The organism is Nisaea nitritireducens (assembly GCF_014904795.1).
Lineage (GTDB): Bacteria > Pseudomonadota > Alphaproteobacteria > Thalassobaculales > Thalassobaculaceae > Nisaea > Nisaea nitritireducens.
This window is the reverse complement of sequence record NZ_JACZFS010000077.1, coordinates 1-26,833: the sequence shown is the minus strand read 5'-3', so window position 1 is coordinate 26,833 and position 26,833 is coordinate 1. Positions and strand designations below refer to the sequence as shown.

At 54.3% G+C, this 26,833-nt stretch carries 25 protein-coding genes; 5 read left to right on the top strand and 20 right to left on the bottom strand.

The window, feature by feature from the left end:
* Positions 1-607: hypothetical protein (locus IG629_RS22175; protein ID WP_226887022.1), on the top strand; the 607-nt coding region annotated here is incomplete at its 5' end.
* A gap of 988 nt (positions 608-1,595) precedes the next feature.
* On the opposite strand, the gene traI is transcribed toward IG629_RS22175, so the two are convergent.
* From traI to IG629_RS22125, 10 genes are all read right to left on the bottom strand, one after another.
* Positions 1,596-4,499, bottom strand: a complete 2,904-nt coding sequence (traI, locus tag IG629_RS22170) for a TraI/MobA(P) family conjugative relaxase (protein ID WP_193174045.1) — start codon at positions 4,497-4,499, stop codon at positions 1,596-1,598.
* Complete coding sequence (locus IG629_RS22165; protein WP_193174044.1) at positions 4,477-4,830, bottom strand: plasmid mobilization protein; 354 nt, start codon at positions 4,828-4,830, stop codon at positions 4,477-4,479. Before IG629_RS22165 ends, traI begins: the two co-directional genes overlap by 23 nt.
* 39 nt (positions 4,831-4,869) lie before the next feature.
* A complete protein-coding gene (locus tag IG629_RS22160) occupies positions 4,870-5,901 on the bottom strand; it encodes a toprim domain-containing protein (protein WP_193174043.1) in 1,032 nt (343 codons plus the stop codon).
* Positions 5,902-5,903: 2 nt separating this feature from the next.
* Positions 5,904-7,649 (bottom strand): type IV secretory system conjugative DNA transfer family protein, encoded by a 1,746-nt coding sequence (locus tag IG629_RS22155; protein WP_193174042.1) that lies wholly within the window; start codon positions 7,647-7,649, stop codon positions 5,904-5,906.
* 2 nt (positions 7,650-7,651) lie between these two features.
* Positions 7,652-8,377 (bottom strand): ATPase, T2SS/T4P/T4SS family, encoded by a 726-nt coding sequence (locus IG629_RS22150; RefSeq protein ID WP_449867065.1) that lies wholly within the window; start codon positions 8,375-8,377, stop codon positions 7,652-7,654.
* Positions 8,378-8,605: 228 nt separating this feature from the next.
* Positions 8,606-10,798, bottom strand: coding sequence for a hypothetical protein (locus IG629_RS22145; protein ID WP_193174040.1), 2,193 nt, complete (start codon positions 10,796-10,798; stop codon positions 8,606-8,608).
* Positions 10,795-11,907, bottom strand: a complete 1,113-nt coding sequence (locus IG629_RS22140) for a TrbI/VirB10 family protein (RefSeq protein ID WP_193174039.1) — start codon at positions 11,905-11,907, stop codon at positions 10,795-10,797. The genes IG629_RS22145 and IG629_RS22140 overlap by 4 nt, the downstream gene beginning before the upstream one ends.
* 1 nt (position 11,908) lies before the next feature.
* On the bottom strand, positions 11,909-12,955 hold the full coding sequence (locus tag IG629_RS22135) for a TrbG/VirB9 family P-type conjugative transfer protein (RefSeq protein WP_193174038.1): 1,047 nt from the start codon (positions 12,953-12,955) through the stop codon (positions 11,909-11,911).
* Positions 12,955-13,638, bottom strand: coding sequence for a VirB8/TrbF family protein (locus IG629_RS22130; RefSeq protein WP_193174037.1), 684 nt, complete (start codon positions 13,636-13,638; stop codon positions 12,955-12,957). The genes IG629_RS22135 and IG629_RS22130 overlap by 1 nt, the downstream gene beginning before the upstream one ends.
* 183 nt (positions 13,639-13,821) lie before the next feature.
* On the bottom strand, positions 13,822-14,988 hold the full coding sequence (locus IG629_RS22125; protein ID WP_193174036.1) for a type IV secretion system protein: 1,167 nt from the start codon (positions 14,986-14,988) through the stop codon (positions 13,822-13,824).
* A 25-nt stretch (positions 14,989-15,013) separates the two neighbouring features.
* On the opposite strand from IG629_RS22125, the gene IG629_RS22120 reads away from it, so the two are divergent.
* Positions 15,014-15,484, top strand: coding sequence for a hypothetical protein (locus IG629_RS22120; protein ID WP_193174035.1), 471 nt, complete (start codon positions 15,014-15,016; stop codon positions 15,482-15,484).
* A 5-nt stretch (positions 15,485-15,489) separates the two neighbouring features.
* On the opposite strand, the gene IG629_RS22115 is transcribed toward IG629_RS22120, so the two are convergent.
* The 6 genes from IG629_RS22115 to IG629_RS22090 form a co-directional block, all read right to left on the bottom strand.
* Positions 15,490-16,392 (bottom strand): hypothetical protein, encoded by a 903-nt coding sequence (locus IG629_RS22115; RefSeq protein ID WP_193174034.1) that lies wholly within the window; start codon positions 16,390-16,392, stop codon positions 15,490-15,492.
* Positions 16,374-18,758: a VirB4 family type IV secretion system protein gene (locus tag IG629_RS22110; RefSeq protein WP_193174033.1), complete on the bottom strand. Its 2,385-nt coding sequence runs from the start codon at positions 18,756-18,758 to the stop codon at positions 16,374-16,376. Before IG629_RS22110 ends, IG629_RS22115 begins: the two co-directional genes overlap by 19 nt.
* A 302-nt stretch (positions 18,759-19,060) precedes the next feature.
* Positions 19,061-19,366, bottom strand: a complete 306-nt coding sequence (locus IG629_RS22105) for a TrbC/VirB2 family protein (protein ID WP_193174032.1) — start codon at positions 19,364-19,366, stop codon at positions 19,061-19,063.
* 11 nt (positions 19,367-19,377) lie between these two features.
* Positions 19,378-19,818 (bottom strand): hypothetical protein, encoded by a 441-nt coding sequence (locus IG629_RS22100; RefSeq protein WP_193174031.1) that lies wholly within the window; start codon positions 19,816-19,818, stop codon positions 19,378-19,380.
* Positions 19,818-20,558: a P-loop NTPase family protein gene (locus IG629_RS22095; protein WP_193174030.1), complete on the bottom strand. Its 741-nt coding sequence runs from the start codon at positions 20,556-20,558 to the stop codon at positions 19,818-19,820. Before IG629_RS22095 ends, IG629_RS22100 begins: the two co-directional genes overlap by 1 nt.
* The gene (locus tag IG629_RS22090; protein WP_193174029.1) at positions 20,551-20,937 is read right to left on the bottom strand and encodes a hypothetical protein; all 387 of its coding nucleotides are present in this window, start codon (positions 20,935-20,937) and stop codon (positions 20,551-20,553) included. Before IG629_RS22090 ends, IG629_RS22095 begins: the two co-directional genes overlap by 8 nt.
* Positions 20,938-21,086: 149 nt before the next feature.
* On the opposite strand from IG629_RS22090, the gene IG629_RS22085 reads away from it, so the two are divergent.
* The 3 genes from IG629_RS22085 (at position 21,087) to IG629_RS22075 (ending at position 23,755) form a co-directional block, all read left to right on the top strand.
* Positions 21,087-21,416 carry a hypothetical protein gene (locus tag IG629_RS22085; protein ID WP_193174028.1) on the top strand — a complete coding sequence of 110 codons (330 nt, stop codon included), beginning with the start codon at positions 21,087-21,089 and terminating at the stop codon, positions 21,414-21,416.
* Positions 21,417-22,262: 846 nt separating this feature from the next.
* Positions 22,263-22,706, top strand: coding sequence for a hypothetical protein (locus IG629_RS22080; protein WP_193174027.1), 444 nt, complete (start codon positions 22,263-22,265; stop codon positions 22,704-22,706).
* Between the two features lie 158 nt (positions 22,707-22,864).
* The gene (locus IG629_RS22075) at positions 22,865-23,755 is read left to right on the top strand and encodes a replication initiator protein A (protein ID WP_193174026.1); all 891 of its coding nucleotides are present in this window, start codon (positions 22,865-22,867) and stop codon (positions 23,753-23,755) included.
* A 420-nt stretch (positions 23,756-24,175) separates the two neighbouring features.
* On the opposite strand, the gene IG629_RS22070 is transcribed toward IG629_RS22075, so the two are convergent.
* From IG629_RS22070 to IG629_RS22055, 4 genes are all read right to left on the bottom strand, one after another.
* Positions 24,176-24,562 (bottom strand): hypothetical protein, encoded by a 387-nt coding sequence (locus IG629_RS22070; protein ID WP_193174025.1) that lies wholly within the window; start codon positions 24,560-24,562, stop codon positions 24,176-24,178.
* A complete protein-coding gene (locus IG629_RS22065; protein ID WP_193174024.1) occupies positions 24,555-25,235 on the bottom strand; it encodes a ParA family protein in 681 nt (226 codons plus the stop codon). Before IG629_RS22065 ends, IG629_RS22070 begins: the two co-directional genes overlap by 8 nt.
* Before the next feature lie 444 nt (positions 25,236-25,679).
* Positions 25,680-25,946: a hypothetical protein gene (locus tag IG629_RS22060; protein WP_193174023.1), complete on the bottom strand. Its 267-nt coding sequence runs from the start codon at positions 25,944-25,946 to the stop codon at positions 25,680-25,682.
* 324 nt (positions 25,947-26,270) lie between these two features.
* Positions 26,271-26,833 (bottom strand): hypothetical protein (locus IG629_RS22055; protein WP_193174022.1); only part of this gene is annotated, 563 nt, incomplete at its 5' end.

Below are 26,833 nucleotides of genomic sequence, written 5' to 3'. Positions count from 1 at the left end.
TATGCTGAACAGCATCGAGGAGATCGCCGCCGCGTTCCTGACGAAGTTCCGAGATGCCGGTTTGTCGGCCTTGCGCTCGGCCTATTATCCGGAAGAAGGCGAAATTACAGAGCCTATTCGGGCGCTGTTCAAACTCTCAGGCGACAAGGCCGCGATCTTCAAGGTTATCCGGTCCCTCACGGATGAAGAGCTGGAAGGGCTTCACTCACTGCTCGTTACAGTGACGTTCCACCAGCCCGGGGACGGGATCAAGACAGAAGAAAACGAGCACAATCTTGTCGCCATCGATGTCAACGCGGACGTGCGGGATAGCTACCTTCCCGACGAAACATTCCTGAAACGGTATAAGTCCGACCGGCTGAAGGAAATCGCCGTAGAGAGCGGGGTTGCTCTCAGCGAAAAATCCGTCGCCAAGTCCAAAAAAGGCGATCTGGTTGCACTTCTCACCGGGTGGTTCCGTGCGGTGCCGTCAGATACACCAGCCGAGCGGGCCGACATGGCAAAGAATTGGATGGACCCGATCATGGCCTTCCCCGCCATCGATCCGGACGCTGTTGAAGAATCGAGCGACGGGGAAGAAGTCCAATTTCTGGAAGCCGCTGAATAGCGGCTCCCCCCAAACCCGGGCGCGATGATCCGGTGCTATAACTGACAGACGGCGGCTCCCTTCGGGGGGCCGCTTTTGTTGTTACCGGCACTCTCCCGCAGCCCCGTCTTACGCGATTGAGGCTTTCTTTTTTTGTCTTTCATGGATGGGGAGCGGATTACAGAAAGTGCGTAATCAGACCCGGTTTTATGCACATCTGCCTGTCCTGGAATACGGGTGGTTCTCGCTTCGCTCGTCGCGACCGTCCCCCTGGTCCGGACGCGTAATCCGCAATCGCAAGCGCTCGCGGACAAACCACCCTTGAGCGAGTTAGTGTTTGCGTCTCCCCCACGCACAGACTCCTGACATGACATATGCTGAACAGAAGGCCCGCGCGCCGCTTCAGCTCACTATGCGGTGCTGAAATCGAAGTCATCCACTCTGATTTTTGCCTATCTGAGTGATCTCCAATAATTATTGAAGATCGACCGGAAAATTATTGGAGATTATCGAAGATTATTGGAAATTATTGATGATTCTCGATGTTATGAGAAATTATCGGAGATTATGGGAAAATATTGATGGTTCCCTGTCAAAATTATTGGTGATTATTGAAGTTGCCCCCAAATCTCTAATTATCTCTTGTCCCGTTGGCAGGATAGGTGAGGTGGGCCTACTCGAATAATCTCGTAGAATCCCCTCACGCCGCCGATGGCGGTACCTGCCCTTATTCGCATGGCAAGCCATGCTCAACGGGAAAGCTATTTTTACTGCCGGAATCACGCACCTTGACCGTATCGGTCAAGCTGTTACCGAGCTGTGATGAAACTACTAATGAGGGTATATTGGGCTGCTGCAAGGCCAATTGGATTTGGCATGTGCGTTGGCTGCACGTTAGCCCCAAGGGCTAACGCAACCAGGTCATTGGCTCGATTAAGCAGGAATAACAGAAGGGGCAAAGGGGAGGCTGGCGATGCTGTTCTTTCGACTGTGCCGGCACTGGGGCCAGTTACCGGTCCATGTCCCTTTCGGAATCAAGAGATCGTGCTCGATGTATCTCCGGACCTGTCTCCGGTCGCACCGCCCAGGTGTTTTTCTCGAACGTCTCACCGTTGCGCCCGGGCACCTTTGTTGAACCTGTTCGCTCGATCCGAACCAACGCACCAGGCGCCGGGTTTGCCTCGCCTATGGCGCGTTCGAGATCCACACCCCAAATGGTGTGAGGTTGGCCGCCCGGCTTCTCGACGGTGACGTAGTAGCTTTTCGGGTTCGAGGGATCGTTCTTAAACGGCGCGTGCCCGTGCTCAATAAAGCGCACAAGCGCGGCTGCCGTTGGCGCTGTAGCACTCTCGTCAATGTCCGCTGTTCGTGGCTCGATCCGGTTTGGCTCTGACGGTGCACGCTCGATCAGCATGCCCTTTTCTACCTTGTGGACCTTCCAGCTATTTCGTTCGACCTCTTGGCCCGTGTCCGGAAGCATTACCGTCTTGGTGCCTTGGTGCTCGATCTCGATCTTATCGCCAATCTCAGCGCCGGACGCCTCTAACGCCGTCTCAAAGTCTACGCCCCACACTTTGAAGATCCGACCGGAAGCGCTCTCCATCTCTATGAAGAAAGATTCACGCGGCTTTTTTGCGGTCCCTTCTTTCCCGTCCGCCTCTGTCTCCCCGGGCTGGTCGCTATAAATGGCTTTGCCAAAGCTCCGCAAGACGCTCGCTCTTTTCCAGTCCGCGTCGAGATCTATTGGTGCGTCGCTGATGGCTGGTTTTTTTTCTTCCGGCTGCTGGGTGCTTCGGTCGAGCAACTTCCCTTTCTCGACCTTGTGAATTTTCCAGCGCGTTTTTTTGATCTCTTGGCCGGTGCGCGGATGCTTTTCCGTCTCGGCGCCCAGATGCTCCATTGCGATCTTGTCACCTATCTCAGCGCCGGATTCATTCAATGCCCGTTCAAGATCCGCGCCCCACATCATGAATACGCGACCTTTGACGCTCTTCATCTTTATGAAGAAGGAATCACGCGGCTTTTTGGTTGCCCCTTTTTCTCCGGCCGCTCCGCTGTAGGGAGCCATGCCATAGTCCAGAACTGTGCTGGCCTTATTCCAGTCCGCGTCCAGGTCATCCACAATCCGTATCTGATCGTCATCGGGCTTCAGCGTGGCCCGTTTGATAAGCTGTCCTTTCGGCACTTTGTGAATCTTCCATTGGTGCCGCAGCTTATCTTCGAACTCGCCGTCCTTGTTCCGCACTTTGACTTTCTTGGAACCATCATATTCGAAGGTGATGGGGTCCATTTTTTGCACGGCCGACTCATTCAATGCCCGCTCGAAATCAACGCCCCATACGCGGTATCTGGTGCCTCGCGGGCTTAGTAGTTCGATGAAAAACGATTTCTTTTTGTCATCGCTTTCGTCCTCTACTTCACCCGGCTTGGTTCCATGTTTCGCATATCCGGAATCCAGATATCGGCTCGGCTCTGTCCATTCTTTGTTCGACTCGAATCGAACGCCGCCGCGAGAGCCGCCGCCCCGGCCGTAATCACCTCCCAGGGTCCGTAGCAATTCCTCAAGGAGTTCTCGTTGCGCAACGACCATGACAAAAGCAAGCGGGTCCGTAGCCGCTTCCGTCTGAAGGAACGTTCTCCAATTTCGGGCTATTATCCCGCGCGTGGTCGGCACGATCCGTTTTTTACCGAGATATCGTTGCCATAGTGATCTTGCCCCTGCCGGCATCGCCATAAGCGGGCGCGGCCGGTAAATGCGTGATCTAAATACGCCCGCTCCCGGCTTTTGTTCATCAGCCAGGTCGAGCGCTTCCGGCGCCGTTACAAATTCGCCAAACCTATCTTCAAGTGTTGGCGCTGCCATTTTCTCGTCTATCCGCGAAGCCTCAACCGCTTCTCCACCTTTGCCCCGTCTCTCATAAAAGACGAGTTCGGCGTCTTCTTTCTTCAGGCCAATGCCAACCCTATCAAGCTGCGCATGCAGCTCCTCCCAGGTTGCGCTTCGGGTTAACGCTGTCTCAATGGCGCGCTTGTGGTCTGTAATCCAGACAGCACCCGCTTTGGCGTCCGGCTGCTGGTCGCCAGAGGCTCCTTCCGGTCTCGGCTGGTCTGAGGGCTCGAAAGGCCCCAACCTCTCGCTTAGTCGCTTTGCTCCGGCAGCCCTATCCAGTGCCGATGCCTTCATTGAGTGTTTTAACTCGCTGTCACGGAATACCAATCCCGCTCCCCGCTGTTGCAATCGGACGCCATAATCCGCCAATCCCGCGTGAACCTCTTGCCAACTGCCCGCGCCCTGCAGGACGGCCATGATCGGTTCCTTCTGCTCAAGCATCCACCTTTGAAAGCTCACCTCCCAGGTTTCGCTCTCATAGTCTCGCGCTGCCGGCGAGAGTTCGCCCTGCAGCTCCTCCCGATCCGACATTCCCCTATCTACTGTCAGCTCGAATTTCTTTTCCATCGCACGATTGGTTGTCTCCAGGATTTTGAAATCCCGGAACGGCGTGTGGATCTTCCCCGTCTCCGGATGGATTTTGTTAAACGCGATGTGCATGTGGAAGTTATCGGTATTGATGTGGGTGCCGGCGACATACTGATGTTCGCCGAATCCCAATGCATCGGCATAGCTCTTGGCTATTTCCTTGAGATCGTCCGGCGTTAGCTTCTCTCTTTCACCGTCTCGAAACGATACGATCAGATGATAGGTTCTGTTGCCGGTGCCGCCCTTCAGTTGGCGGACGGCTTCCACTTCCGCCAACGCAGCTTCCAGATCTTCTTTGCTGTCACCTGCAGCACAGTTTCCGATCCAAAGCTGGTCCAACTTTTCACCGACCTCTCGCGCGGCGGCGATGTATTCCCCAAGGCGCGTGAAATCCTCGCCTATGCTATCTGTCTTATCGACCCTTTTGGCGATCATTCGGACGCGTCCTCATCGGTTGCAACACCTCTCGCATCGTTGTCACAAGCCCCTTGAGTTCTCCCCTCGCCTCATCAATCTGGCTTGCGATCGATCCGAGCATTCGCGTCCGCGGCGCGCCCTGTTCTTCATCCAGGGCCAGCTTGAAAAGGTTTCCCAACCGCGCCATGTCGGCATTCACTTTGAGGATATCTTTGATGTCCGACCATCCCGCTCGATCTTGTGGCGATGGGAGATTGGCGCCGACTATCAGGCGCCGAATAAGTTCTGATTGGGAAAGCCCGGTCTGACCGCACAGCCTCGCAAGCTCTCGCTGTTCACTCTCGGCCAAGTAGGATTTTGCCACGTATCGATTTGACGCCATTCGTTCTCAGAGTCCGAAGTCGCGGCATCGTCTTTGCGATACGTCCCGCGTGACCTGGCGCGGAGGGATTCTTTCGCGCTCAAAAATACGCGGGTCGCTCAGGGTTTCTTTGATTGCAGCGTCCCCACGACTAAGAGCCAGATCGTTCCAATCCGTCAGACCGGCTTTCTTTTCCTCATTCGAGAAAGGCGGAACCATGATCATTGCCGCCCCGCCCTTCTCGTTCACAGCGTTAAGAGCTTTTGCCGCCGCCTTGCGTCCGGGATTATCTTCCTTGGCGTTATGGTCATCGTCCGCCGCGATAATCTGGAATCGCTCTGGCTTCATGCCATGCACCGTTGCGGCGACAGCCGGGAGATTCCCGCCGTCAAAGGCGATGACCGTTGTTATTCCCGTTCCTTTATGAAGCGTGGCCCCGGTCGCATAACCTTCCGCCAGGATAATGGGCCCCTGCCATGAAAGCTTTGCTGGCTCACCCAAGACATGGAAAAGGCCGGCCTTTCGCGAACCCTCAAGGAAGCCTTTCTGGCCGTTTCCATCTATCCACTGGAAGTTCCACAGGAATCCTTCTCGATCACGAAGCGGCACGAGCAGACGCCCGTTCCGGTCGACCTTGATCCCATAAGGCTCCACGCCCTTCTTAACGAGGTAAGGATGATCCGCCGGCGCTGGATCAGCATTTGTAAAAATGCCAAAGGCAGTCCGAGCGACTTCACGCTGTTTTACTACGCGCTCTTTCTCTTGCTGCTCCCGCTTCCGCTTCGCGTCATCCATCTGCCGTTTGAACACGGTTGGCGGAACCTGCTCCCCCTCGCCGACCCACGTAACTGGATCACCACCCTTAAAGTTATTGATGATTCCCCTCGGCTTTCCGCCATCGAGGAAGCCACGATATGAGCCGCTTCTTTTGCTTCCCTTGTCGCCTTCAACACGAGCGCGTTGCCATTCGCCATCCATGATCGGTTGGCCCTCTAAGTTGAACCCATGTTCTTTGAGAGCGGCGCCGAATGCGGCAATTGCATCGTTTTCGTCAGCCATCGTCATCCTCCTACTCGGTCACGTGGTTTCGTCACTGGTGGCGCGATCGCCGCGCGCTGGCGTAGTACCCGGTCCTGAAAGAAGAGTTTCTGTCTTGCTCGTATCGGCCGACATCCGGACACCAACACCAGCACCTCACCCGGCGTTGCGCTGCGATCTCGTGTGCTCAGGCGGCCCATCCGCATCGCTTCGTCTGGCGTCAACAATGGTCGGCCGGTTTCCGTCTCGCTTTGATTGATCGAGTTTCGGCCGCCCAACGAGCCGGACGCAGAGCGCCGCCTTTGGACGACAGTCGTTTTTCCAACCATTTCTGAAATGACTTTCGCCGTCGCCAGGACGTTGGGGGCGAAAGCGATCTGGATATGGCAATTGCCGCTGACCGCTTCATGCGGCCCGTAGGCGCCTCGCAACATCGCCAGGTCCTGGACGATGAGAAACGCCTTCACGCCATATCCGGCGAGGTAGGCCAAGGCGCGTTCCAGGATCTCGATCTTTCCCAGAGCGGTAAATTCGTCCAGGAGCAGAAGCAGCTTCCTCTTGCCTGCACGCGCTTCGAAATCTTCGGTCAAATGACGGACCAACATGGCGATCATCATTTGCGTGATCGGGCGCAGCCGGTCGATGTCCGAGGGAGGAACTACAAGGTAGAACGAGACCGGCTGATCCCCGCACAGATCACTAAGCGCGAAATCGGCTGCGCCGGTATTTGCCGCCACAATCGGATCTGAAAACAAACGCAGCGCCGCCAATGCCGTTGAGTGAACGCCGCTACGCTCTTTGTAATCTTTCATCCGCATAGAGTTCGCGGCCCCATGCACTTCGCGGTCAATTGCCCGCTCGCCATGCTCGAACGCCACCATTGCGTCCAGCATCGCGTCCATAGGGTCTTCCGCGTTCGCGTCTACCTCATCACCCACTTGGGAAAGAAATTCCCGAACATCGTTCAGGTTTGCGGCTTGGCCCACACAAATCCGGCTCCGGAACAGCACATGCAGAATGGCGGCTGACAGCCACGCCGCCCCTTCCCGCATCCAATGGTCTTTGAGCCCTCGGCCATCCGGATCAATCAATGCCAACGCAATGGATTGCGCATCGCGAATTTCGCCGCCGTCGCCAATCCGGATTTCGGCCAACGGATTGAACCGATCTCCCGCTCGCGCGGTCGGATCAAACCGGATAACCCGCTGTCCGATGCTTGCGCGGTATCCTGCCGATAGCGCGTGGTTCTCGCCTTTGATATCGAACACAAAGACTGAATCCGGCCATTCAAGAAGCGCCGGCACAACTAGAGACACCCCCTTCCCCGAGCGCGTCGGGGCGAAGCACAGAATATGTTCTGGTCCATTGTGCCGAAGGGGCCTCAACTTGCCGATGCTACGCGACCAACCGGCCACCTGAATGCCCCGTTTACTGAACAACCCCGCTTTTCGAATGTCTGCGGCACTCGCCCATGCCGCCGAGCCATGGATTTCTTTGGCGCCAAAATCCCCAAACTTTGTTCTGGCTGCCGTTTTCGCCAATCCTGCGGAGGCTGCGGCCATGCAAAAAACACCTGGAATTCCGGCATATAGCATTGCCGCTTCCATACCGGCCGGGAGCGATGTTCCGCTATCCTTGACCACTGCTAATAACCAGCTCCACCAACGCTTATCTGATGGATCGAACCCGACAAGCCACCACCATTGCGCAAGGACGGCGAGAACCATTGCGATGGCAATTACCAGAAGCACCAAACGGAGTTGGACCATCTCTAAAGACCCTCCCCCACCACCTGCCCGTCTTTCAGGACAAACCGTCCGTTCCGCGCCTCATAGATGTCCGTCACGCGCCTAAATCCATCCGCTGACCGTTTGATCTGAACGATCACGTCAATCAGCTCCTGGATGAATTCAGGGATGCGGGGCATTGCCGCCCCGGCCCAGGCGACGTTCTGATCAAATTTTCTATGAATGACTTGATGGGGGCTTTCAGCGTGGATCGTGCACATGAAGCCTGTAACGCCGGAATTCAACGCAGCCAGGGCGGCGAATGCGTTCTGAGTGCTTATCTCCCCGAGTAGGATATGATCGGGTGTGATCCGCATGGTGTGATCGTAGAGTTCACGCCAGCCGACCATTCCGGCCCCGTTCTTTTCCTCGCGGGATGCGAGGAGGCCGATCCCGTCATAAAACCGGTCTATATGAAGCTCCGGCGTGTCTTCCATCGCGACAATACGCCGATCAATCGGAAGCGTTGTCAGCAACATATTCAGGAGCGTGGTTTTGCCGGTATTGGTCGCGCCGGAGACAATAATGTTGGCTTCGGACGCGACTGCGGCCTCTAGATATTTCTGGATCTCGCTTGAGACGCCCCATTGGTCCCAGCTTGGCTCAAACGGGTGCTTGCACCGGATTGCGAGACTGACGCCGCTTTGTGCGGAATTGCCAACAAGGCACTCGAAACGATGCCCCCCTGTTAGTACACAGGAGAGCTTCACATTTTCTTCTCCGTCAAATACGAGGCCGTTCTTGTTCGCTAATGAGCGAGCAAGGGATTCTATCTTCGCCCTCGACAAGTCCGCGTCTTCGAATTCCTCCTTTCCCGCTCCTCTTCGCTCGACCACAACATGGTGTGGCCGAGATATCCGCATTTCGACAGTTTCTGGTGGGGCATAATATCGCGCCAGCGGCGCCAAAATGCGTTCTCCGAGCCTATCCATGATCGGCTACCACGCTGGCGGGGTAGAGAACCCGCCATTCATGAACACGCCAGATTGGTATTGTGGCGCAAGTGATCCGCACGTCCAGTCAGAAAACGATTGAGAGGTTGCCCCGGATCTGTTTGCCGAGCCGACCCACGAATAATCAACAGAGACGACAACGCCTGTCTCACCATTCGTCGTGACGATCTTACTTGCCGTTCGCACGAGGTTGTATGTGTAGATAGTCACCGTCGATGTATCGCCATGATTCGCTTGCGTACAAGTCCGCTCGGTACCTACCGTGTAGCTCCTCGTGCCGCCGCTGGTTTCCTGGCAGATATTGCCTTCTCGGATGGGTGTGCCCACCCCTTCATCCTTTAAATACTCAGAGGTATCAGGGCGGTTATAGACCGCAATATTCCGGGTCGCCCGTATCGCCGCGCACCCTTCATAAGTGCTGTCACCTGTAAGCTCTTGCTTTACCCGGTCTCGCACATAGGGCTCTGCCGACGCCCCAGAAAGCAGCTCAGACTCACTGATGACATATTGTCCCGAGGGAGTGTTGATAGAGATTTTGTGCAGGCGTTGCGCAGTGAGCGAGCCATCGTCTGTAAGCCAGCCTGCAAGCTCTAAATTGTGCGAGTAGGTCTGCGTACCGGTGATGCATTCGTTGATATACTCACGCGCACCGTTCCGCATGTAATATTCGCGGATCTTGTTATAGGAGACACCGGCTGAAATATCGTGGTCCCACGTCGCGGGATCGGTGCAACCGTCTGTGGTGCTCTGAATAGCCAGATTGCCCGTCGCTGGCCGACATTCCGTAATGTAGGAATCCACGTCATCAACGGTGATCCGCAGTCGATATTGCTGTGTTACCCGTTGCGAGGTTTCATTTACGATGGGCTCGCAAACGCGCCGTCCCCCTTCGTCCGTAAAGGTAGGCACATGCGAATAGGTCGTTCCATTATCAATGCACGATCCAGCGTCCCATGTGACGCCCTCAAGCGTGTATTGGTAACGACCTTGCTGATATGACAGGTCTTCATTGAACGCATGCCGGATCGTGCACCCGTCTGTTGTCGGTACGAGCGGAACAGCAGCTTTGGACTCGGACGTTTCGCAGCCGCGCACTTCTACGGTTGCATTTACGTCATTGAGATATGCGAGCGTTGCCAACGGCACGGCTTGATAGGACGCATAGTCCAGATAAACGGCGCACCCGTCATGCTGCTCGATGATTTTATATGTTTTGTCGGGATCGTCCGCACAGTCTTGCGCCGTGATGCGCTCGCCACCCGGCCCGGTGTAGTAAAGCTGAAATTGGGCCGTTGCAAGACGCGCACCCATGTCCACCCTATCCGGGCACGATGCGTAGGACCTCTCTAGCGGATACTGCGCGTTACTGTCTTCGCACGGGGTTTCTGTTCTTTGCCCGTTGTCATTGGTGATGACCTTGCTCTGCTGAAATGCGGTTAGCTGTCCGATATCCACCCGGATAGGACATCCGTCCGTTATCACATCAACAGTAAAAACATACGGCTCCTCTTCTTCTAGTTCATCTTCGGTAATGATTGGTTCTGGCGTCGTGTAAGCCGCTGCATCCTCGTTGCCGCCGCTATTACTCCCGACGCTTTCTGTTCGCTTTGAGTTTTCGTCACCACCAACATTTTGATGCTCGTTTGACTCTGCCGTGTTGGTTGTCTGATCGCCCTCTTCTTCGTCAACAACGAGCCGTGTCAGCGCCTCAAGCAGCTCCGCATGATCTCCCTCGACAATGACCTCTTTGGTACTTTCCAGGGCGGGTTCTTCGATCTGAAACTGCGAATAGAAGTTATCGGTTGTGAGCGCTTCCGCCCTCTCGCCCTTGCGCACCCCGGAAAGGACCAATTGCGCAATTCTTTGACCATCGACATCAACATATCTCGTGTATGCGTCAACGGTCACATTTTGCGTAAGCTCCGGAGGGATATCCGGCACTTTGTCGAAGTTCATTTCGAACGAAGTCGCATCGTGTTCCGGGATCTCAATGGACGAGACCGGGCGGACTTCGATATCGATCTTTTTTGCCTGCTCGCTCATTTCCTCCACAAGTCCGCTGGACGCTTCAGCGCCTGCGGACCTTTGTTGCGTTTGTGCGTTTGCTGGGACCTGAACTTGCGCCCCAAGTAAAGCCGCTAAAAACATAATATGTAAATAATATATATTTACGTTCATTCTTGGTCCTCCATCTTCGCAATGTACCAATCGGTGCGCGGGCGGATCTGAAGCCGTGTACCCTGCGGGACCGTGATAATCGGCTTCAGCTCAAGCGTTCGCTCTAGTACGCCCGCACTGATTTCGCCGAGCCGTTCCGACAGCTCCGCTGCGCCCGCATCAAGACCAGATTGCAGCGACGTGCTTTCGTCCTCACTGTCTGACGCAGCTAGGCCCGCACCTAAGCTCACACCTGTTGAAATACCTGTAAGCAGGAATGCGGTGCCGTATCTTTCTCCGAAACGGTTATCGACCTCGCCTGACGTTCCAGACCGCCCCTGCACATCGGCCAACAGTGAATTCAGGTTTCGAATCTCTGCGCGGTGCCCTGCAATCAGAATTCGCTCACACTCAATTGCCAGCCGGGATGAGCCAACATCTTCCGGCGATGTGTAACTGCAAATGAGCCGAGACCCTTTGGGTATCAGCACGTTTCGGTCGTGATATCCGAATACGTCTCTCGCGGATTGCACGTTGATTGTTCCAGCCGCGCCGCCCCCAATTTGACTGTTGATTCCCGTTTCGAGCACGACCGTTATGTACCGATCCGCTGTAAGAATCCTGCTGTTATCTACTGGATACCCGGATGTCCGCCTGTCTCCCTCATAATCCGCTTCTTTCGCCATCGGCGGAGGGCCGAGCGGGGTCTTTGGTTCGGCGACCGGCATGGGAAAATCAAGCGGCTCACTTTTTTTCGTTGCCGCTCGGATAACCCGTGTTTCCCGCCTTACGTTTCCCAGCGATCCGATTTGATACAACCGCTCTAGTGCGCTTACCAAAGGATCTGGCGGCGGCGGCGGGGGCGGCGCCGCAACAATCACGGGCGGCGGGGGCGGAGGAGGAGGAGGAGCCGCGACAACCACGGGCGGCGGCGGCGCTTCACGGATGACAATCGGCGGAAATCGCGGCGGTTCCTTCTTTTTGGGTACTTCTACCGGGGCGACTGGCAGAGCATAAGCCGCCTCATCGTCAGCCGGCAGCTCGAAACCCGGTTTCTCAACAACATCCGCCGCACAAAGGCCGTTGAGAGTGAGGCCGACCGCAAGAGCGATATCACACACCACGCTCATGTCACTCCCCTTTATACTTGATACAAAGGAAGCTTTTTCCGGACTTGAGCGTAATCAGCTCGCGTGTGCTTTCCACGATGTACACACGCCCCTGAACGCGTGTGTTTACCGTCTCGTCAATGTCATCGACCACGACATATGCGACCGGCAATTCCATGTCTTTCCACTTGTCGCCGAAGTCAATATACGTGAAATGATCATCACGATAGACCCGCTCCGGGACGAGCGTATCGTCATCCCCCCACATCTCGTATTGATCAAAGCCCCGCAGCTTGGCGGGATCAAACTCCACATTCGCTACGAAATCCTCGGCCGGGGTCTCTGGTTCAGTCGTTTGAAGGTCACTGACAATTTCGTCCAGATCATTCCCTTCGCGTTCGCCTGTACTCTCCGGCCGAATGTCGGGCATTTCTTGCTCGGCCGCATCGGTCGCCCCATGCGGCTCAAAAACCACCTGAGTTGCCAGCCGATCGATGTCGGGCACCCGTCCCTCAATTTTGAAAATCACGTCTGGCGTGTTGGTCGAATTGAACCCTTCCGCTCGCAGATAGAACGGATAGATACGCCCGCTTTCACCATAAACGACCAACGTGCTGTCATAGCCAGCACCCAAGGGCTTTACCATCAGCCGGTTATCGCTGCGGCGTTCAACCGTAAAGCCGCTTGGATCGCCTACGTCCGCGCTTTCGATCCGCTCCCCCTCTGGGAGCTGGATCAATGAAACAAACCACTCTCGGACGCGCATCTTATAGACACAGCCGTCGCAAAGCGCTGCTGTATGTACGGCGTCGGTCGCGTCGTTTTCGTCCCATGCTCTCTGCGTTTGGCCGGGGCTTCGCGGGCGGACCAATTGACCATAATCACCGTCAAATTGCTCACGCGCCTGTTCGAGCACAGAGTCTGGAACCGGCAGCCTCGTCACTTGCGCCGTCTGATTCGGCAAAGCCGTATTTCTCGTTTGACCTTGCGAAACCGTTTGCGCATTGGCCCCTTGCGATCCCGCGAGACACAACACTCCTAGCCACACGGCAAAGGTTTTCTTCTGCATTACATACGCCCCTTCACAACCATGTCCGTGACAAAGATTCCCAGCGGATTGATGTACCGATCCGACTCCCGCACTTCGCCCGGCCGTGTTTCCATCGACAGATACGCTTGCAGCTTTTTCCGGCCGATTTCTTTCTCGCCTCTGGAATCCACCTGCTCAAACTCGACCGCCATCAGATAGCCGCTCTCCCGGCCCTCTACTTTGTTGGCGGACAGAACATGAATTTTGCGTTCGAGTCCGTCTTTGAGGGCTCGCGCCATTTCCTTCGTTTGAAGACGGTTTTGTCGCAGTTTTTTCCAAAAACGGCCGTCCGTCATAAGCATGGCGTCTCTGTGGCGGGTTTCCTGTGTTGGCTTGTCAATTTCGAGCACAAGTTTGGTGTAGGTCTGCGCCTGGCTCTCAAGCAGCAGCTCGAATCCATCCACCTTCTGAGTGATTGGCTCGATCCGGTAAAGTCGGTCGTCAGGACCATAGGAGCGGACCAGCGCATATTCGGTTGTTTTGAGTGGTCCCAGCTCCGCAAGGCCGGTCGCGAGGACAACAACCGCACCGACGAGCGCTACGCATGTGATTGACACGCATCTGAACGCGAACGCGAGGCGCCGATGCGCCACGTCATGACTGTAGGGATCGGATGCCGCGACCGACCCGACCCCTGCCGGTTTGCTCACACCCTCTTCCATTGGATACCTCTCGGCTCGTACTCCAACTGATAACAAGCGCAAGGCGACTTACGCATCTCGTCGGACCCGTCATTGTCTTCTGGCATCTCGGTTGCTGCGCAACCCGCCATCAACGCTCCGACGACCACAACGGCGAGCAATCGCACCCGCCTTGTCTTGGTGTTATCCATTCTTCGGTCCTTTCTATTTTTGAGAATTGTCAATGCCGGGATCTTTGACGTGATCAGCCGGTTCCGTGGTGCTGCTGGTGGACTTACCGTCGCCACTTTCACTCCCACTTTGGCCCTCGCTTTGGCTCCCCCCGCTTGAAGAAAAAGCGTTTCCAACCAGCGTCCGGCCTCTGCGGTAAGCCTGGCTGGCGCGGCCTTTACCGTGCCGGAGCATCGTCAGACCCGTCGCAGTCGTGCCCGCTGTAATAATCGCTGCCGCTTGATTGGTTAGGTTTGCGGAGGAGATTGAATTCGCTATCGAGGTTGCTTCCGCCATAAATGCGGTACCAAGCCACCCCAACATGATCGTTACCCAGAGCCTCGGATTGCTCCAGTCGAGGAAGAGTTCAATTTCTCGTTCATTGAAGGGTTCAGCGGCAATGTCCATAGAAGCCACGCCGTATAGACACACGGCGAGCGCGATGGTTGCGCCATACAAAACCATGAAGCTCGCAAATAAAGTGCGGAGGGCAGTAACAAACATTCCGCGACTGAAATTAAAACCCACCATCAACATGATTATTGGTGAGAGGGCGCAGATCGCCATTACACGAAAAATTGTCACAACTACTTGAGCAAAATACACAATCAATAAAAGTGCATAAGGCAATAAAATCAAAACGGCAGTCACAAAGGCGCCGACATTCGGCCCCCAACCAGATGAGGACTCGATTAGAACCTCCACCATCTTGAATACTTTGAAGATACCTTTCTCCGCTGCCTCTACTAACGCCGTCATGCCATCGAGATTTGCAATCTTGCTCGTTCCGCTGGCGGCGGTGTTCTCAATCGAAACACCCGTTTCGTCTGCTAATGCTCCCGCCGAAAGTACGGTCGCGGCGGCGCCCGACACCGTAGAGAGTGACGCGGTATAGAGGCCATTTACCAGTTCTGGCCCTTGCCCCGCCAACAGTCCGGCGGCTATAATAATGTAAATAAACTCGCGGGCGAAAGAGCCGACATCTAAAGAACCAAGGATAATTTTGATGCCCTGTATAACAATCCAAAATGACGCTAAAGAGCCAAATGCAATCCACATTGCCGGTATGAGCGTTTCACTAAGATTTTCTGTGAAATTACCCGCAAGTTCGACATATTCATTAACAATAGGACAGGTGAAGCATGTAATTGTCTCATTCATGATTATCTGCCTTTTGGTGACTCCAGTGCGTGCCGTTTCGGCCGCTGGACCCAAGGAAAGGATCACGGAGCAGAGCTTTTACGATTTTGAGCGCGCAAAAAATTGGTGGAGCAGCATCAAGACGCGTGATGAGCTGGATGAGCTCAAATACGAAATGCGGAAGCCCTTTGGATGGTGGTCGCCAACTCGGCCGAAGGTCGAGGCATACAAGAACGATCCGAGCTATGACGACCGAAAGGCTTTCTTCGACCTGATAACGTTGATTGATTTGTGGAAGCAGATTGAGGTCGCAGGTATTTCCTCCTGGGTCACTCCGGCGGGCCTTATCCCCGGTGCTGAGCCGACGCCCTGGGGTGTTTTTTCCGAGGTTGAGTGCGAGCGGGTTTCTAACCTGAATATTTTTTCCGGCAGTTGTCTTTCTATACCCGCTTGGGCTGACCCACTCCTGATTCGTAAGATCGAGAAAACCATTAGATCCGTCAGTCGGGCCGAATAAGGAGATCATTGGTCGTCTCCCGTTTCTAGGCCCTCTTCAATGTCATCGGGTGCAGGCGGAACGGCTGTTCCCATCAATGATGCGGCCTCAATCTCAAGAAGTTTCGCCTGCATTTGATTTGTTTGAACTTGTAGCTGCGCAAGCAGTACGATTCCTTGAGCGATTACCGCCAGGCGCTGGTTTTGTGTTGTTGCGGCACTAACGCTTGACTGCAACTCCTGCACGGCGCGGCCGTTCGTCTCTGGAACATCCGTGGTGTTCAGTTTCGCCATAGAAAGTCCGGAGACCGCAGCCTCTTTCGCCACAGCGCGGCGGCGCTGATGCACCTTTCTTAAATCGTCTGATCTTGCCGCCCATGTCCTCGGTCGTTCCTGATCGGGTTGGACGAATAGCGCCTTCTTGTACGCGCTGCGCCCGGCGCAAATACTGCCAAAATTCAAGTTCTCAAAACCGAGAGTTGGGTACTCAACATCGAGCCGATTCAGCATGCAAACGACATCGCTGTTCAAATTACCGACAAGTTTTTCGAGGTTGACGGTAGGAACAGTAATCGACCCCGCCCCGCCTATTGCGTCGAACGTGTCATTTGACACGTCCGCAATCTCCCTTGTGACATCATTGATTTCTTTTGTGACCTCGTTGATTTCATCGGTTGCGGTGCTTATTGCATCACTGACCGCGTTGAGATCCTTGAGCAGATCCACTTGATCGAGCGCCGCATCCAACTGCTCTTTCATTCTTTTATACTGCTCGGCTAACTTCGTTATCGCTGCGGGATCGACTACCGCCAGAGCCGCATATCCTGCCGTTGGAACCGCCACCATGAGCCCCAGGACAATTGCGGCGCGTGGAAGTATGCGCCGCAGGGTATGCACCAAAGCCTGTCTCTTTAAAGATGACGTTGCCATTGGTCCCCCCATCGTTCTTTGAGTTCGTCTACCTGCCTGTTCTTGTCCGGCCCGCTGCCATAGAAGCGCAGCGCGTCCCCGAGGTATCCGAGATCGATATCGAGGATTGCTGTTTCCTCGTATCCAGTTGTTGAATCGCGTTTGATGATCAGGGCCTCGCGGCGGCCGGGCCTGATGGCCTGGCCGGTCACGAACGCCAGTTGCTCATCATTCAGCCCAAACGCCTCAAAACTCGCCGGTCGAGTGTTTGCATTCGGCAGGAAGATCATCGTCGCCGTGTTATCGATTATGGCTTTGCTGTTTCGGCATTCAGACAACGCGGTAGGGTCTTGGAATGCGAGCCCGACAACGCCGCCGAGCTTTCGATATTCGCGGTACATTTCGGCCGCAAAATCTTCAAATGCTCTGTTCCCGAGCAGCTTTGCCGCCTCGTCAATGAAGAGTGCAAAACCCTTTTGTCCCGGTGCTGGCCGACTCACAGCGCTTGCGATATGCGACACAACGGGCGGGCCTAGCTGCGGGTCATCCAGGGCCTCATTCATATTAATCCCGACCATGAAGTGATCGAGCGTCCCGCCTAAGCTATCGCTAGGCGCATTGAACACGTGCGCTTGCGACCCTCGATTACCCTTCTCGTCAACCACCCAGAGGCCCATACGCCGCCGAAGCTTTGTGTTGCGTGGAAAGGCGTGCTCAAAGATTGCGTTCAGTGTGCGGTGCGGCGGCTCGGCTAGGAAAACCAAATCCACGGCATGCCGCAGAATGTCTTCAGCGCCATCGTCATATGCAGCGTCCCCCGCGAGGAGTTTTAGGGCCGTAAGGACGCGGTTTCGATTGGATAACGTATCCCCCCCGACATCGAGCGGGTTCATCGCCATTTTTTCGTAGGACTGATAGACCCCGCCCATGGCCTCGACCATGAAACGCGCGCCGTCTTTGGAATCCAGAAGGTACGACCGGACGCCTTCGAACTTGGCGAGACCCGAAAGAAGATGGAGCATCAACGTGGTCTTGCCGCCGCCCGTAGGGGCGAAAACAAGGAAGTGGCCGGAGGCCTTTTCCTTGTTTGCGATGTGAAACTGAAAATTATACGCCTGCCCTACGCGCGTTTGGAAAAGGCGCACTGGCGCAGGACCGAACGGGCTTTCAGCTAGACCCGTTGGTGAAAATATAAACGGCCACAATGCCGCTATCGCGTTATCTGTAACCGTGAGAGGGCGGAGCAAACCAGCACCTGGCCCCGCCACACCTGTCTTAACAACGTCCGGCAGCCGACAGAACCAACACGCGGGCGCTCCTTCTGTCTCTACAGACGCGTTCACCCGACGATCGCCGAGAACTTCGCGTACCTTTTTGAGAAGCGCATCAAGCTCCTCTTCGTCCGGCGCTGTCGCTACAATTTGAAACTGTGACGCGTAAAGGGCGAAACCCCCTTCCGCGAGCCGGTTCAGTAGATATTCTGTTTCTTCTGCGAGAGCGCGGTTAGGAAAGAAAATATTTGATTTCTCTTGCCGTTGTTGCCGCTTGAACGTGAATGCCGCGCGGTCACGTTCCCACGGCTCTACGATCTGGCATATTTCCAGATCGCCTTCTATCGCCAAAAGGTCTGCTAAGAGCAGCCCCGAGACGGCCTCCGGCCACTCTCGGACAGCAATGACTTTATGAACGGCCTTTGTACTGCCTTCCGTGTGCAACAATCCTGACTTATCGAAACGTAGGTCTGCTGCCGGGAGACTCCCGGCAAGAGATGCGGATCGTGCGGGCAGTTCCTCGAAATACTCGCCGCAAACAAGGCCGTTGAGGAATCCCGTCAGCGGGCACGGCTCGTCAATGTTTGCCGCTCCCTGCACCAATGCCGGACGAAACGCCGCCAATTGGTTTGTGATCGTCAATTCCGCTTCTTCGAGCGCTTGCATCGAGCGCCCCGAGACCATCACAAACCAGTCAACCCGGTAACTGGCTATATATCGCTGTTTTTCTGCATCGGCGATTTCGCTGAGACCATCGTTCGGCCAATCCCCAATGACTGTTAAGGGGCGCCGTCGCTTTATGGCGAAGAAGCGAAGGGCCAAGGCGCCCTTCTTGGATAGCTCGATCAGCGCGCTTGTCCGCGCTACGTGCAACGCCTTCTGCTCCTGGTCCAGCTTTGCATCGTAACTTGTCCCCTCAAGCCTCCAGACTCTCGTTAGCGCACCATTCTTGTTATGGATGGTGGCGCTCGTTGGGTCGATCCGATCAAGCTCCAGCTCACCGGCAAGCCAATCCGCGTTCACATCGCCGAAGGCACGGCGGCGCAGTGCCGGCACCGCCACTGTTCCAACGAGGCCAGCTACCGCGAGCGTCGAAAAGACGGTGCCCCACCCCATCAGTGGATGCCCCGCCCTGCCACCAGTGTTCTATCCTGCTTCCCACGCCAAAATCGGGGCGTCTTCAACAGAACACGATCAAAGTGAATGTCTTCTCGCACACGCCGCCAGAACCAGACCCAAAGGCTCAAGCCAACCACTACACCAACAATCAAACTAACGGGAAGCAGACCAGCCAGAACACAGACCGCAAAACTGAGACCGACCCCTGCGGCAACAAGCAGGGCGAGCGCAGGCGGCAACCCGAACATCATTGGTGGACGCTGTGTATGAAGAAGGATCGCGCTGGAAGTCCTCATTTCTTACGAACTCCCGAACAAGGAATCGACTAGCTCGGGGCCGACCATCACAAGGATTCCGCCAATCAGCGCGAACCCAAAACGCCCCCAATCCATTCGCCCGGTCCACGCCGCCCAGAGCCCGATAGCGACAATCCCGATCCCAAGGACCGCAGCTCCGAGCCGACCCAGCCCAGACGTCAGCACATCCAAGAAATCGGTGATGGGCTCAACCCAACTCGCGTCCTGTGCCATTGCCGGTGTCGCGATCAAAACCGCTCCGACAATCAGGGCAATTCGGACCGCACCGTGACCACAGAATTTCCTCATTACTTCGCTCCTCATGACAGTATGGAAAAAAGGACATAAAGACTTGTCGCTGCGCTAATCGCGCCAACGAAAATAAGAACGACCGTCCAACGTAGTAATCGCCTGTGTGCCGACAACGTGCGGTCCATAATGACGCCCGTGTGTTCTACGGCGCCAATGTTCGCGGCGATAATCTTACTGGCTATTTCTTCACTGAGTTGGGGTACAGATTCTTGCAGTCGGTCCACAATAGTTTTGGCCCCCGCGTCGAATGCTTCCGTAATCATGCCCGTATAAGCCCGCTGGTACTGGTCTTGTTCGTCCAGACCAACACGCAAAATAGAGTAAAGCAGCAGCACCGGGTCATCATGATCTACGGCTGCATTGTGCTTTGCGAAGAGATGCTGGCGCAGTTCTTCGACTGACTTGGGGGCCGGTAGGTCGGCACTCTTGTTGAGCGTTTCGTCGCCCATTACAGCCCCGCTTCCAGCAGAACCGCATCCATCTTGTCCCAATAGGTTTTTAGCCGATGCCGCGCCATGACGGAGAGACCGCCAGCACTCGCACTCTCAGCGAATGTTAGGTGCTGCGACAGAAGCGCTTCGAGATCCTTCCCATAGGTCGCCGCAGTGACGACCGGAAGGACAATAACGGAGCGGATACGGGCTTCGAGGTCTTTGAAGAGCCGCGTTTCCGTGAACCCGACACTCGTTTTGCCGCCTGTCGATTGGACTGGCCCAAAGTATTCATTCAAAACCACGAGCAGTTGCACATCTGGAACAAGTTGTGCCAGTTGGCTTAGTCCTGTGGCGGTATCTGTAAGCGCTTGGCCGCCCGTGAGGATCGAAATTGGAACGACCTCATGCCCGGCCTCTGTCAGAACCGACACGGCTTCATTTTCTGCGAGATAGTTAACAAGCGGTAGAAACGTGGCTGCGCCGTTATCAACTACAAACACCGCCTCGTCATCTGCCGGTAATATCTCCTCTATGAGCCCGTCAAAGGCCCGTTGATCGATCTGGTCAACGCGTTCACCAAGCTTAAATCGTGTGGCGTCAAACGCGTTGTACGATGCAAAAGTTTGGTTCACTGGATCAGTGTCAAAGCACTGAGGTTTGATGCCTCTCGCCAGGAAATGTTGCGCTATCAGAGATGCGACAAACGATTTACCGACGCCGCCTTTCCCTTGCAGGGTCATAAAAACCCTAGCCATCGTCGTGGCCCTCCTCCGCTTCAGCGGCGGGAGCGAGCAGATTGCCGCTTACTGCTTTCAACGTGCTCACGTCCCGCGTTGGTTTGGTCTTGAGAACGCGGGGGCTGGCGTCCGTTTTCGTCGCTCTGTGAGTGTCTCCGGCTCCTGCGGCTGCGGCCTCTATTTCGACATTCGTCGCATCCGACCTGTCGTCACGGTTCCGCGATTGTCGGCAGTGCGTGTAAAATGTTTGGATTTTCATAGTTAGTCGGTTTTTTCCGACCAGATCATCGTAGACATCCACAACTTTTCGCCCTCTATCCAAGCCGCTCTTAATTTCGGGCCAAAGGGCTGTAAATTCGACTTTCCCAATCCCCCAGTCGATTTTTTTTGAACTCATGCGTGCAATCCAATCCGATGCAAAGTTTTTGCTGTTTGTCCCTTGCCCTGATTTTTATTTTCCTGCCTCTGGTGAGCGCTTGTGATACACATTCCGCTTTGCCTAGAGACTGGACGCCACGAAGGTCGAATGAATCGATGAGTCGAAGAGTGCCGAATGCCCAGGGCCGAATTAGTAATTTGATTCGGTTTAGTGCCGACGATTGGCGATTGATTGATGATTACGTGAAGTCAAATTACTCGCGTAAGTACGAGTATTACGACGCGTCGGCACAATCGTTCCTTGATTATTACCCTGATGCTTCGTCAGTTCAGTTTGTCATGACTCCCGTTAATGTGGAGTACCGGGCCATTGCCGTTTACCTTGATCCTGATATTCATGAGGCTCTCGTAAAATTGGCGAACCAGGCCGGACTGTCCCTTGGCCGTGTTATCGCGACCGCTGTAACTCACTTGGCCCGCTCTTCCCGCAACGATTAGGTTCAAACTGACCTCTCTCGATCATCAATAATCTATCTTTCCAAAATGTTCAATATATATATATTATATATTTCTGCCTGCAATCACTGACATGGAACCGTCATGCCGATTCCAAATTTTTACAGTGCACTACGGGAAGCCAACGAAAAGAAACACCCATGTTTCCAATCGTTTGACGTGCGTCGTTTGTGGTTGCGGTCGAGGAAGCGGTAATATGTTGTGTTCAGCGTCGTTTAAACGGGGCTGATTTTTCACCCATATGAGGAGCGTGTAATCCAGGACCCCTAAAACACAAAGCCGCCCCCAAAGGGACGGCCCGTGAAAACTAATAACGATGTCGCAGTCGTAGTTTTCATGTTTCCCCTCAGAGTGTCAAGCAAGAAAGCGCTGGTTCGCCACCCTTTTCTGCGTCCTGGTTTTACACGCCTCCTGCTTACAGGAGAGACGTGAATGAGTATGGCTACCCATTTCGCAAATAGACGCATGGCGTTTATGCAGCAGACTGCTGATAAGGAGCCCACATTAGACCAGTGGAAATCATGGACGGACGCCGCTGCGCTCCCGGAGAGGCATCGTCAAGCGAACTTACCAGGGCTGTCCGACTCATCCTTACGCCGAGGCTTCAGGCGCCGCTGCTCCTCCCCTCTCCGCGCATATGTCTATTCTTGCCAGCGCCGCCGTCCTGGCCGTGAAAGCCGCTGGGACGACCGCGAGCTTCGCGAGACTGACTCCTTTGCCGTCTCCGTGATCCCCTCCCCTGTCCTTGAAGAAGCGCATTTCTCGCCGGCCGACAGGAGAATCCTGTTAGCCCTTATCCTTCTGAGCCGGGGCCGGGAGAGTTGGACCATGTATATGGCACCGATTGCGAACATGGCCCGTGTCGCTCGCTCGACGGCCCATCTTGCCGTCGCCCGCCTCGCTCGGGCCGGGTACATTACCCGCGCCGAAAACCGCATCAATGGTGCGAAGAACGGCCCAAACACTTGGACAATAGTTGATGCAAGGCTCTTGGTTGCGTCTATCGAGGCGACCGATACAACCGGACGCAAAACGGCTGATCTGGTGGGTTCTTCTTCTTTTGGGGATAGGGTCCAAAAGAATGATCCCGTTATAAACACCAATATTATTTATAATAGCCGTGATTCCACGGCAAAGACCGATCGCCTAAGATCAACGACAGGCCACGGATCTAACGGCTACGCCGAACCGTGGCCCCTCTCCTCAACGCCACCACCAAGCACAACCGACCATTCGCTTGCCAACAAGACGAGAAAGCGGATTGAGCGGTGATCGTTTTGGTGTGCCCGTGCTAGCTGGCCCGGTCGGAATTGCGATTCGGAACATCACTCACTCTTAGATTCGGAACATCACACACGTTTAGAGCCGCAGAAATTCGGAACATCGCTCACACTTGATGACAAAATTCGGAACATCACTCACAATTCGCCATGGCTTCAAACGATCAAGTAGATCTGTTCCTCAGCTCCATTATCGACGCGCCGATCAAGGATCAGCGGGACATCATGGAATTTCCTCATTTCGCGCTCGCAAAGCGCGCGAGGATGGACCCCATGATTTATGACGATCCAAAGCGCGGGATTCATGTTGAGGTCCGGCCAGGTCACAAAGGCATAGCGACGATCTGGGACAAAGACGTGATGATATATTGCTCATCACTGATAAATGAGCAGATCGAGCGAGGTCTTACCCCCGAGCGAACGATTCAGTTTCATGCATATGACTTCCTACGCTTGGCCCGGCGCGGAGAAGGCAAACGATCTTATCAGCTCCTTCAAGACGCTCTCGACCGCCTCCAGTCAACAGCTATCAGAACCACGATCAAGACCGGCGAGAAGGAAGAGAAGCGGTTTTTTTCGTGGATTGAATCGGCCCGTGTTGTTGAACGGAAGACACCGAGCGGCAAAGACCGCATGGCCGCGATAGAAGTCACACTGAACGAGTGGATTTTCCGGGCACTGACTAAAGACAGGACCGTACTCACGATTGACTCGCGTTATTTCTCGCTCAAGGGCGGCGTCGAACGGCGCCTATACGAGCTGGCGCGGAAGCATTGCGGGCATCAGCCTCGCTGGGATATCTCTCTGATAAATCTATGGAAAAAATGCGGTTCTCAAACGGAGTTACGTTTTTTCAAGGTCAACATTCTCAAAATTATAGATGCAGACCCCCTGCCCTCTTACTCGATTTCCGCCTCATTTGATCCGAAACGTAAACCTGGGCCCCCGACCGATACGCACGAGGTCACGCGCCGGTACCAAAAAAATGAAAATATGATCATCAGTTTCCGTCCGAAAGAAGGAATTACCGTTCTAGAGTGACACGGAACATCACTCACATTTTATTCGGAACATCGATCACAAAAATTCGGAATATCACTCACATATCGGCACGGAACATTGATCACATATCCTCGGAATATCGATCACACTGTCTTCGGAACATCGATCACGAATATTCAGAACATCACTCACAAAAAGGCGGAATAAGGCTAATAAGATCAACGGCCTATAAAGGCGTAACTCTCTAACTTTAGAATCTAACGATCTAACAGCCTTTTTTTTGCCGATCCTTTGATATCCGCCTGTGGATAATTTCTCTGCCAAAGTCAGAAGGATTAAGGCCAAATTCCGATACACACTCTTTTCGTGCGTAGCCTAACGCACCCAACTTTCCATCATCGGGCTCTTATGGACGGGCTATCAATATAGGGAGAGCGTGATGCTGCTTCCGAACGGCCCCTAGCTTGGTTGGTTTAGAAACAACCATTCTAGATATTCACCATTGGTCATTCCTTTATCCGCAGCGGCAATCTGGTACTTGTCGCGGAATTCTGGCGGCACCTTCATGTTTAATTGAACGCGCACTCCTTTTGAACGCAGCGTGCGCCCATCGACCACCTCTCCAGCTCGGGGCACAAATCCGTTCTCAATTGCTGCTCTTTGTGACGCAATTGCTGCCCCCCTGCCCTTCCCGGTCTCCGGGTTCACCTTCTTCGGTCTAGTATCGCGAGTTCGGCGACTTTCTGACTTCTCTACAGTTGGCCTCTGCTCAATCAGCGATGCATCCGGCTTCGGTTTTTCGAAGCTCATACCTCCAAAATCGATTGTTGCTCGCGGTTTAGTCATTTTTGACCTCCACCAACTTGTTAATGAGTTCCTGGGCGACGGCCTCTGCATTCGCTATGGCCTTGTCGATTCCTGACGCGTCTTCTTTCGTAAGCTGATAGATCGTCCCGCCGGTCTGAAAAATCGTCGAATAAACCGATCTCTGCGTCACGGCTTCGGTAAAGGTTGGAATGTTAGCTTTTTCCAATTCATTTACGATGTGACGAAGGTCTTTTGGCACGATGGCCGGGCTTACGCGGGTAAACATCAGCGAGTAAGGAATGGTGCGTCTTGAAGTGCGTTCACTATCGCGGATCAACGCAATGACCCGCGCTGCTTGATCGACATCGAGTTGTGTCCCTCCACACGGGATCACCACAAAATCCGATACGCTAATCGAATAGCTCACAGCGATAGAGGCCGTGCCCTCCAGGTCGATCAGAACGAAATCGCTCTCCTCGGCTTCGACCTCCTGTATATCGAGGAGGTTCTTTTCCGTGACGCCGGCAATGATCTTTAGTTCATCCGGGATACTGTCCCCGGTTCTCTCCGCCCAGCTTGCCAAGGGCTGGTTTGGATCTGCATCCAGGATTGCGACTTTTTTGCCCGCTTCAGCGAGAACTTGTCCAATGATCAGCGTCGTCGTGGACTTGCCCGCCCCGCCTTTTGAATTCGCAAAACAGACTGTAGGCATTCGCTCGTCCTCTCAGATGCGTTATCCGTTATCTTTAACGTAGCGGATAGATAGGTGATATCTATTAGGTATCTCATACTAAGTCCATACCTGATATCTAACAGATAGTCGATATCTTTATATTATTACATATCGAAGAGATATGCGGTATCTACAAGGTATCAATTATCTATCGGATAGGAGATAGGTTGTATATAACCGATATCTTTATGTTATCGGTTATCTTTCGCATATCGGATATGTTTGGATCTGGGTTTTTACGGTCGGCGCGAAAAGAACACCGTCATGGAAAACCGATCCGGCTGATATCCTTTACGCCGCCAAAAACCCCTGCAATACATTGGACTAATTAGCGGCCAACCAGAGGAGGGGAGGCGAGGGGAGGGGGCAACAAAGCGATGCTTCCTAAATTGTTAGGCCCGAACCAAACGATAAATGCACACATCAGATCCCGCGCTCTTCCAAAAACTCCGGCCTGTACTCGATATTTTGGAGACTGGCGGCATATATCTCGAAATACATAACGATATGCACCGGTTTGCCGCACGGTTGGCCGGATACGGGCGGCATGTCTATCCGGGATTTCGCCCCGCTTACGAACCGGACAATCCGGGCACCTACGGCGCCCTGTTCAACCACGAAGACAAGCTGCTGTGCTGCATGGCATGGCGGTGCTTCGAAACCGAAGATCTCGTGCACGACATAGAGCAATTTTTACCACTCTACTGCGATCATACGACCGATGATCCAACCTGGCACACAGACCTCGCCGGAATCCTGACGCTTAAGGGCCTGATCGGATATCGCGGCGGTTTAAACAGCTTGGAGCAGGGGAACCGTATAGCGTGGTTTATGACCTTAATCGCTATGATCTGCCTCGATCATGCCGGAGTTGATTATCAAGCAGGTGAGGCGAGGGACGAAATGCTGACAAGCGGTCGCTTCCGTTCGATGTCTGGATACGGAAATGCGAATCCACTCGGGTCAATTTTCATAAAAAAGCACGGGCATGATGAATCCCTTAACCTCGTGTGGTCATCGGCCGACCAGGTTCGGAAAGAAATAGCGGGCCGTCTCATGATTCTTGCGGACTGTAGCCCAAAGAATTTCAAAACCGCCGTCACGGCGCTGAAGGCGATGCAATAGCCGGAAGTAAAATCGCGTTAACGGACCATCGCGATCATTAATTATTCCTTGCCTATAGATGGCGTGAAACAAGGGAATCCCCGATTCACGCGCTATCCTTATGTCTTGATGAATTTCTTCGGCAAAACGATCATCGCCCGCATATGAAACAGGCTTACCGGCAATATCTTCTCCGCCCAAAATCTCCGCACTTGAATCCCAATGAAGCCAGATCGCATCGGCTTCATTCTGTGGTGCGGATGCAATATGCACCCTCACATTGGGACCCAGATAATTCAGGACATCCGAGTTCAAATCTTCTGTGTAAAGCCCACGATGTTGTCTTCGTAGCCCCACGCAATATCGTTCGATGGCTGTCAGCTCGGCCGCGAAGAGGGGAACGATGGAGTCATCAAGCAGCACACGTTTTGAATGTTGAACGCCCAGGATTTCGTCTCTGCCAAGAATCGCAC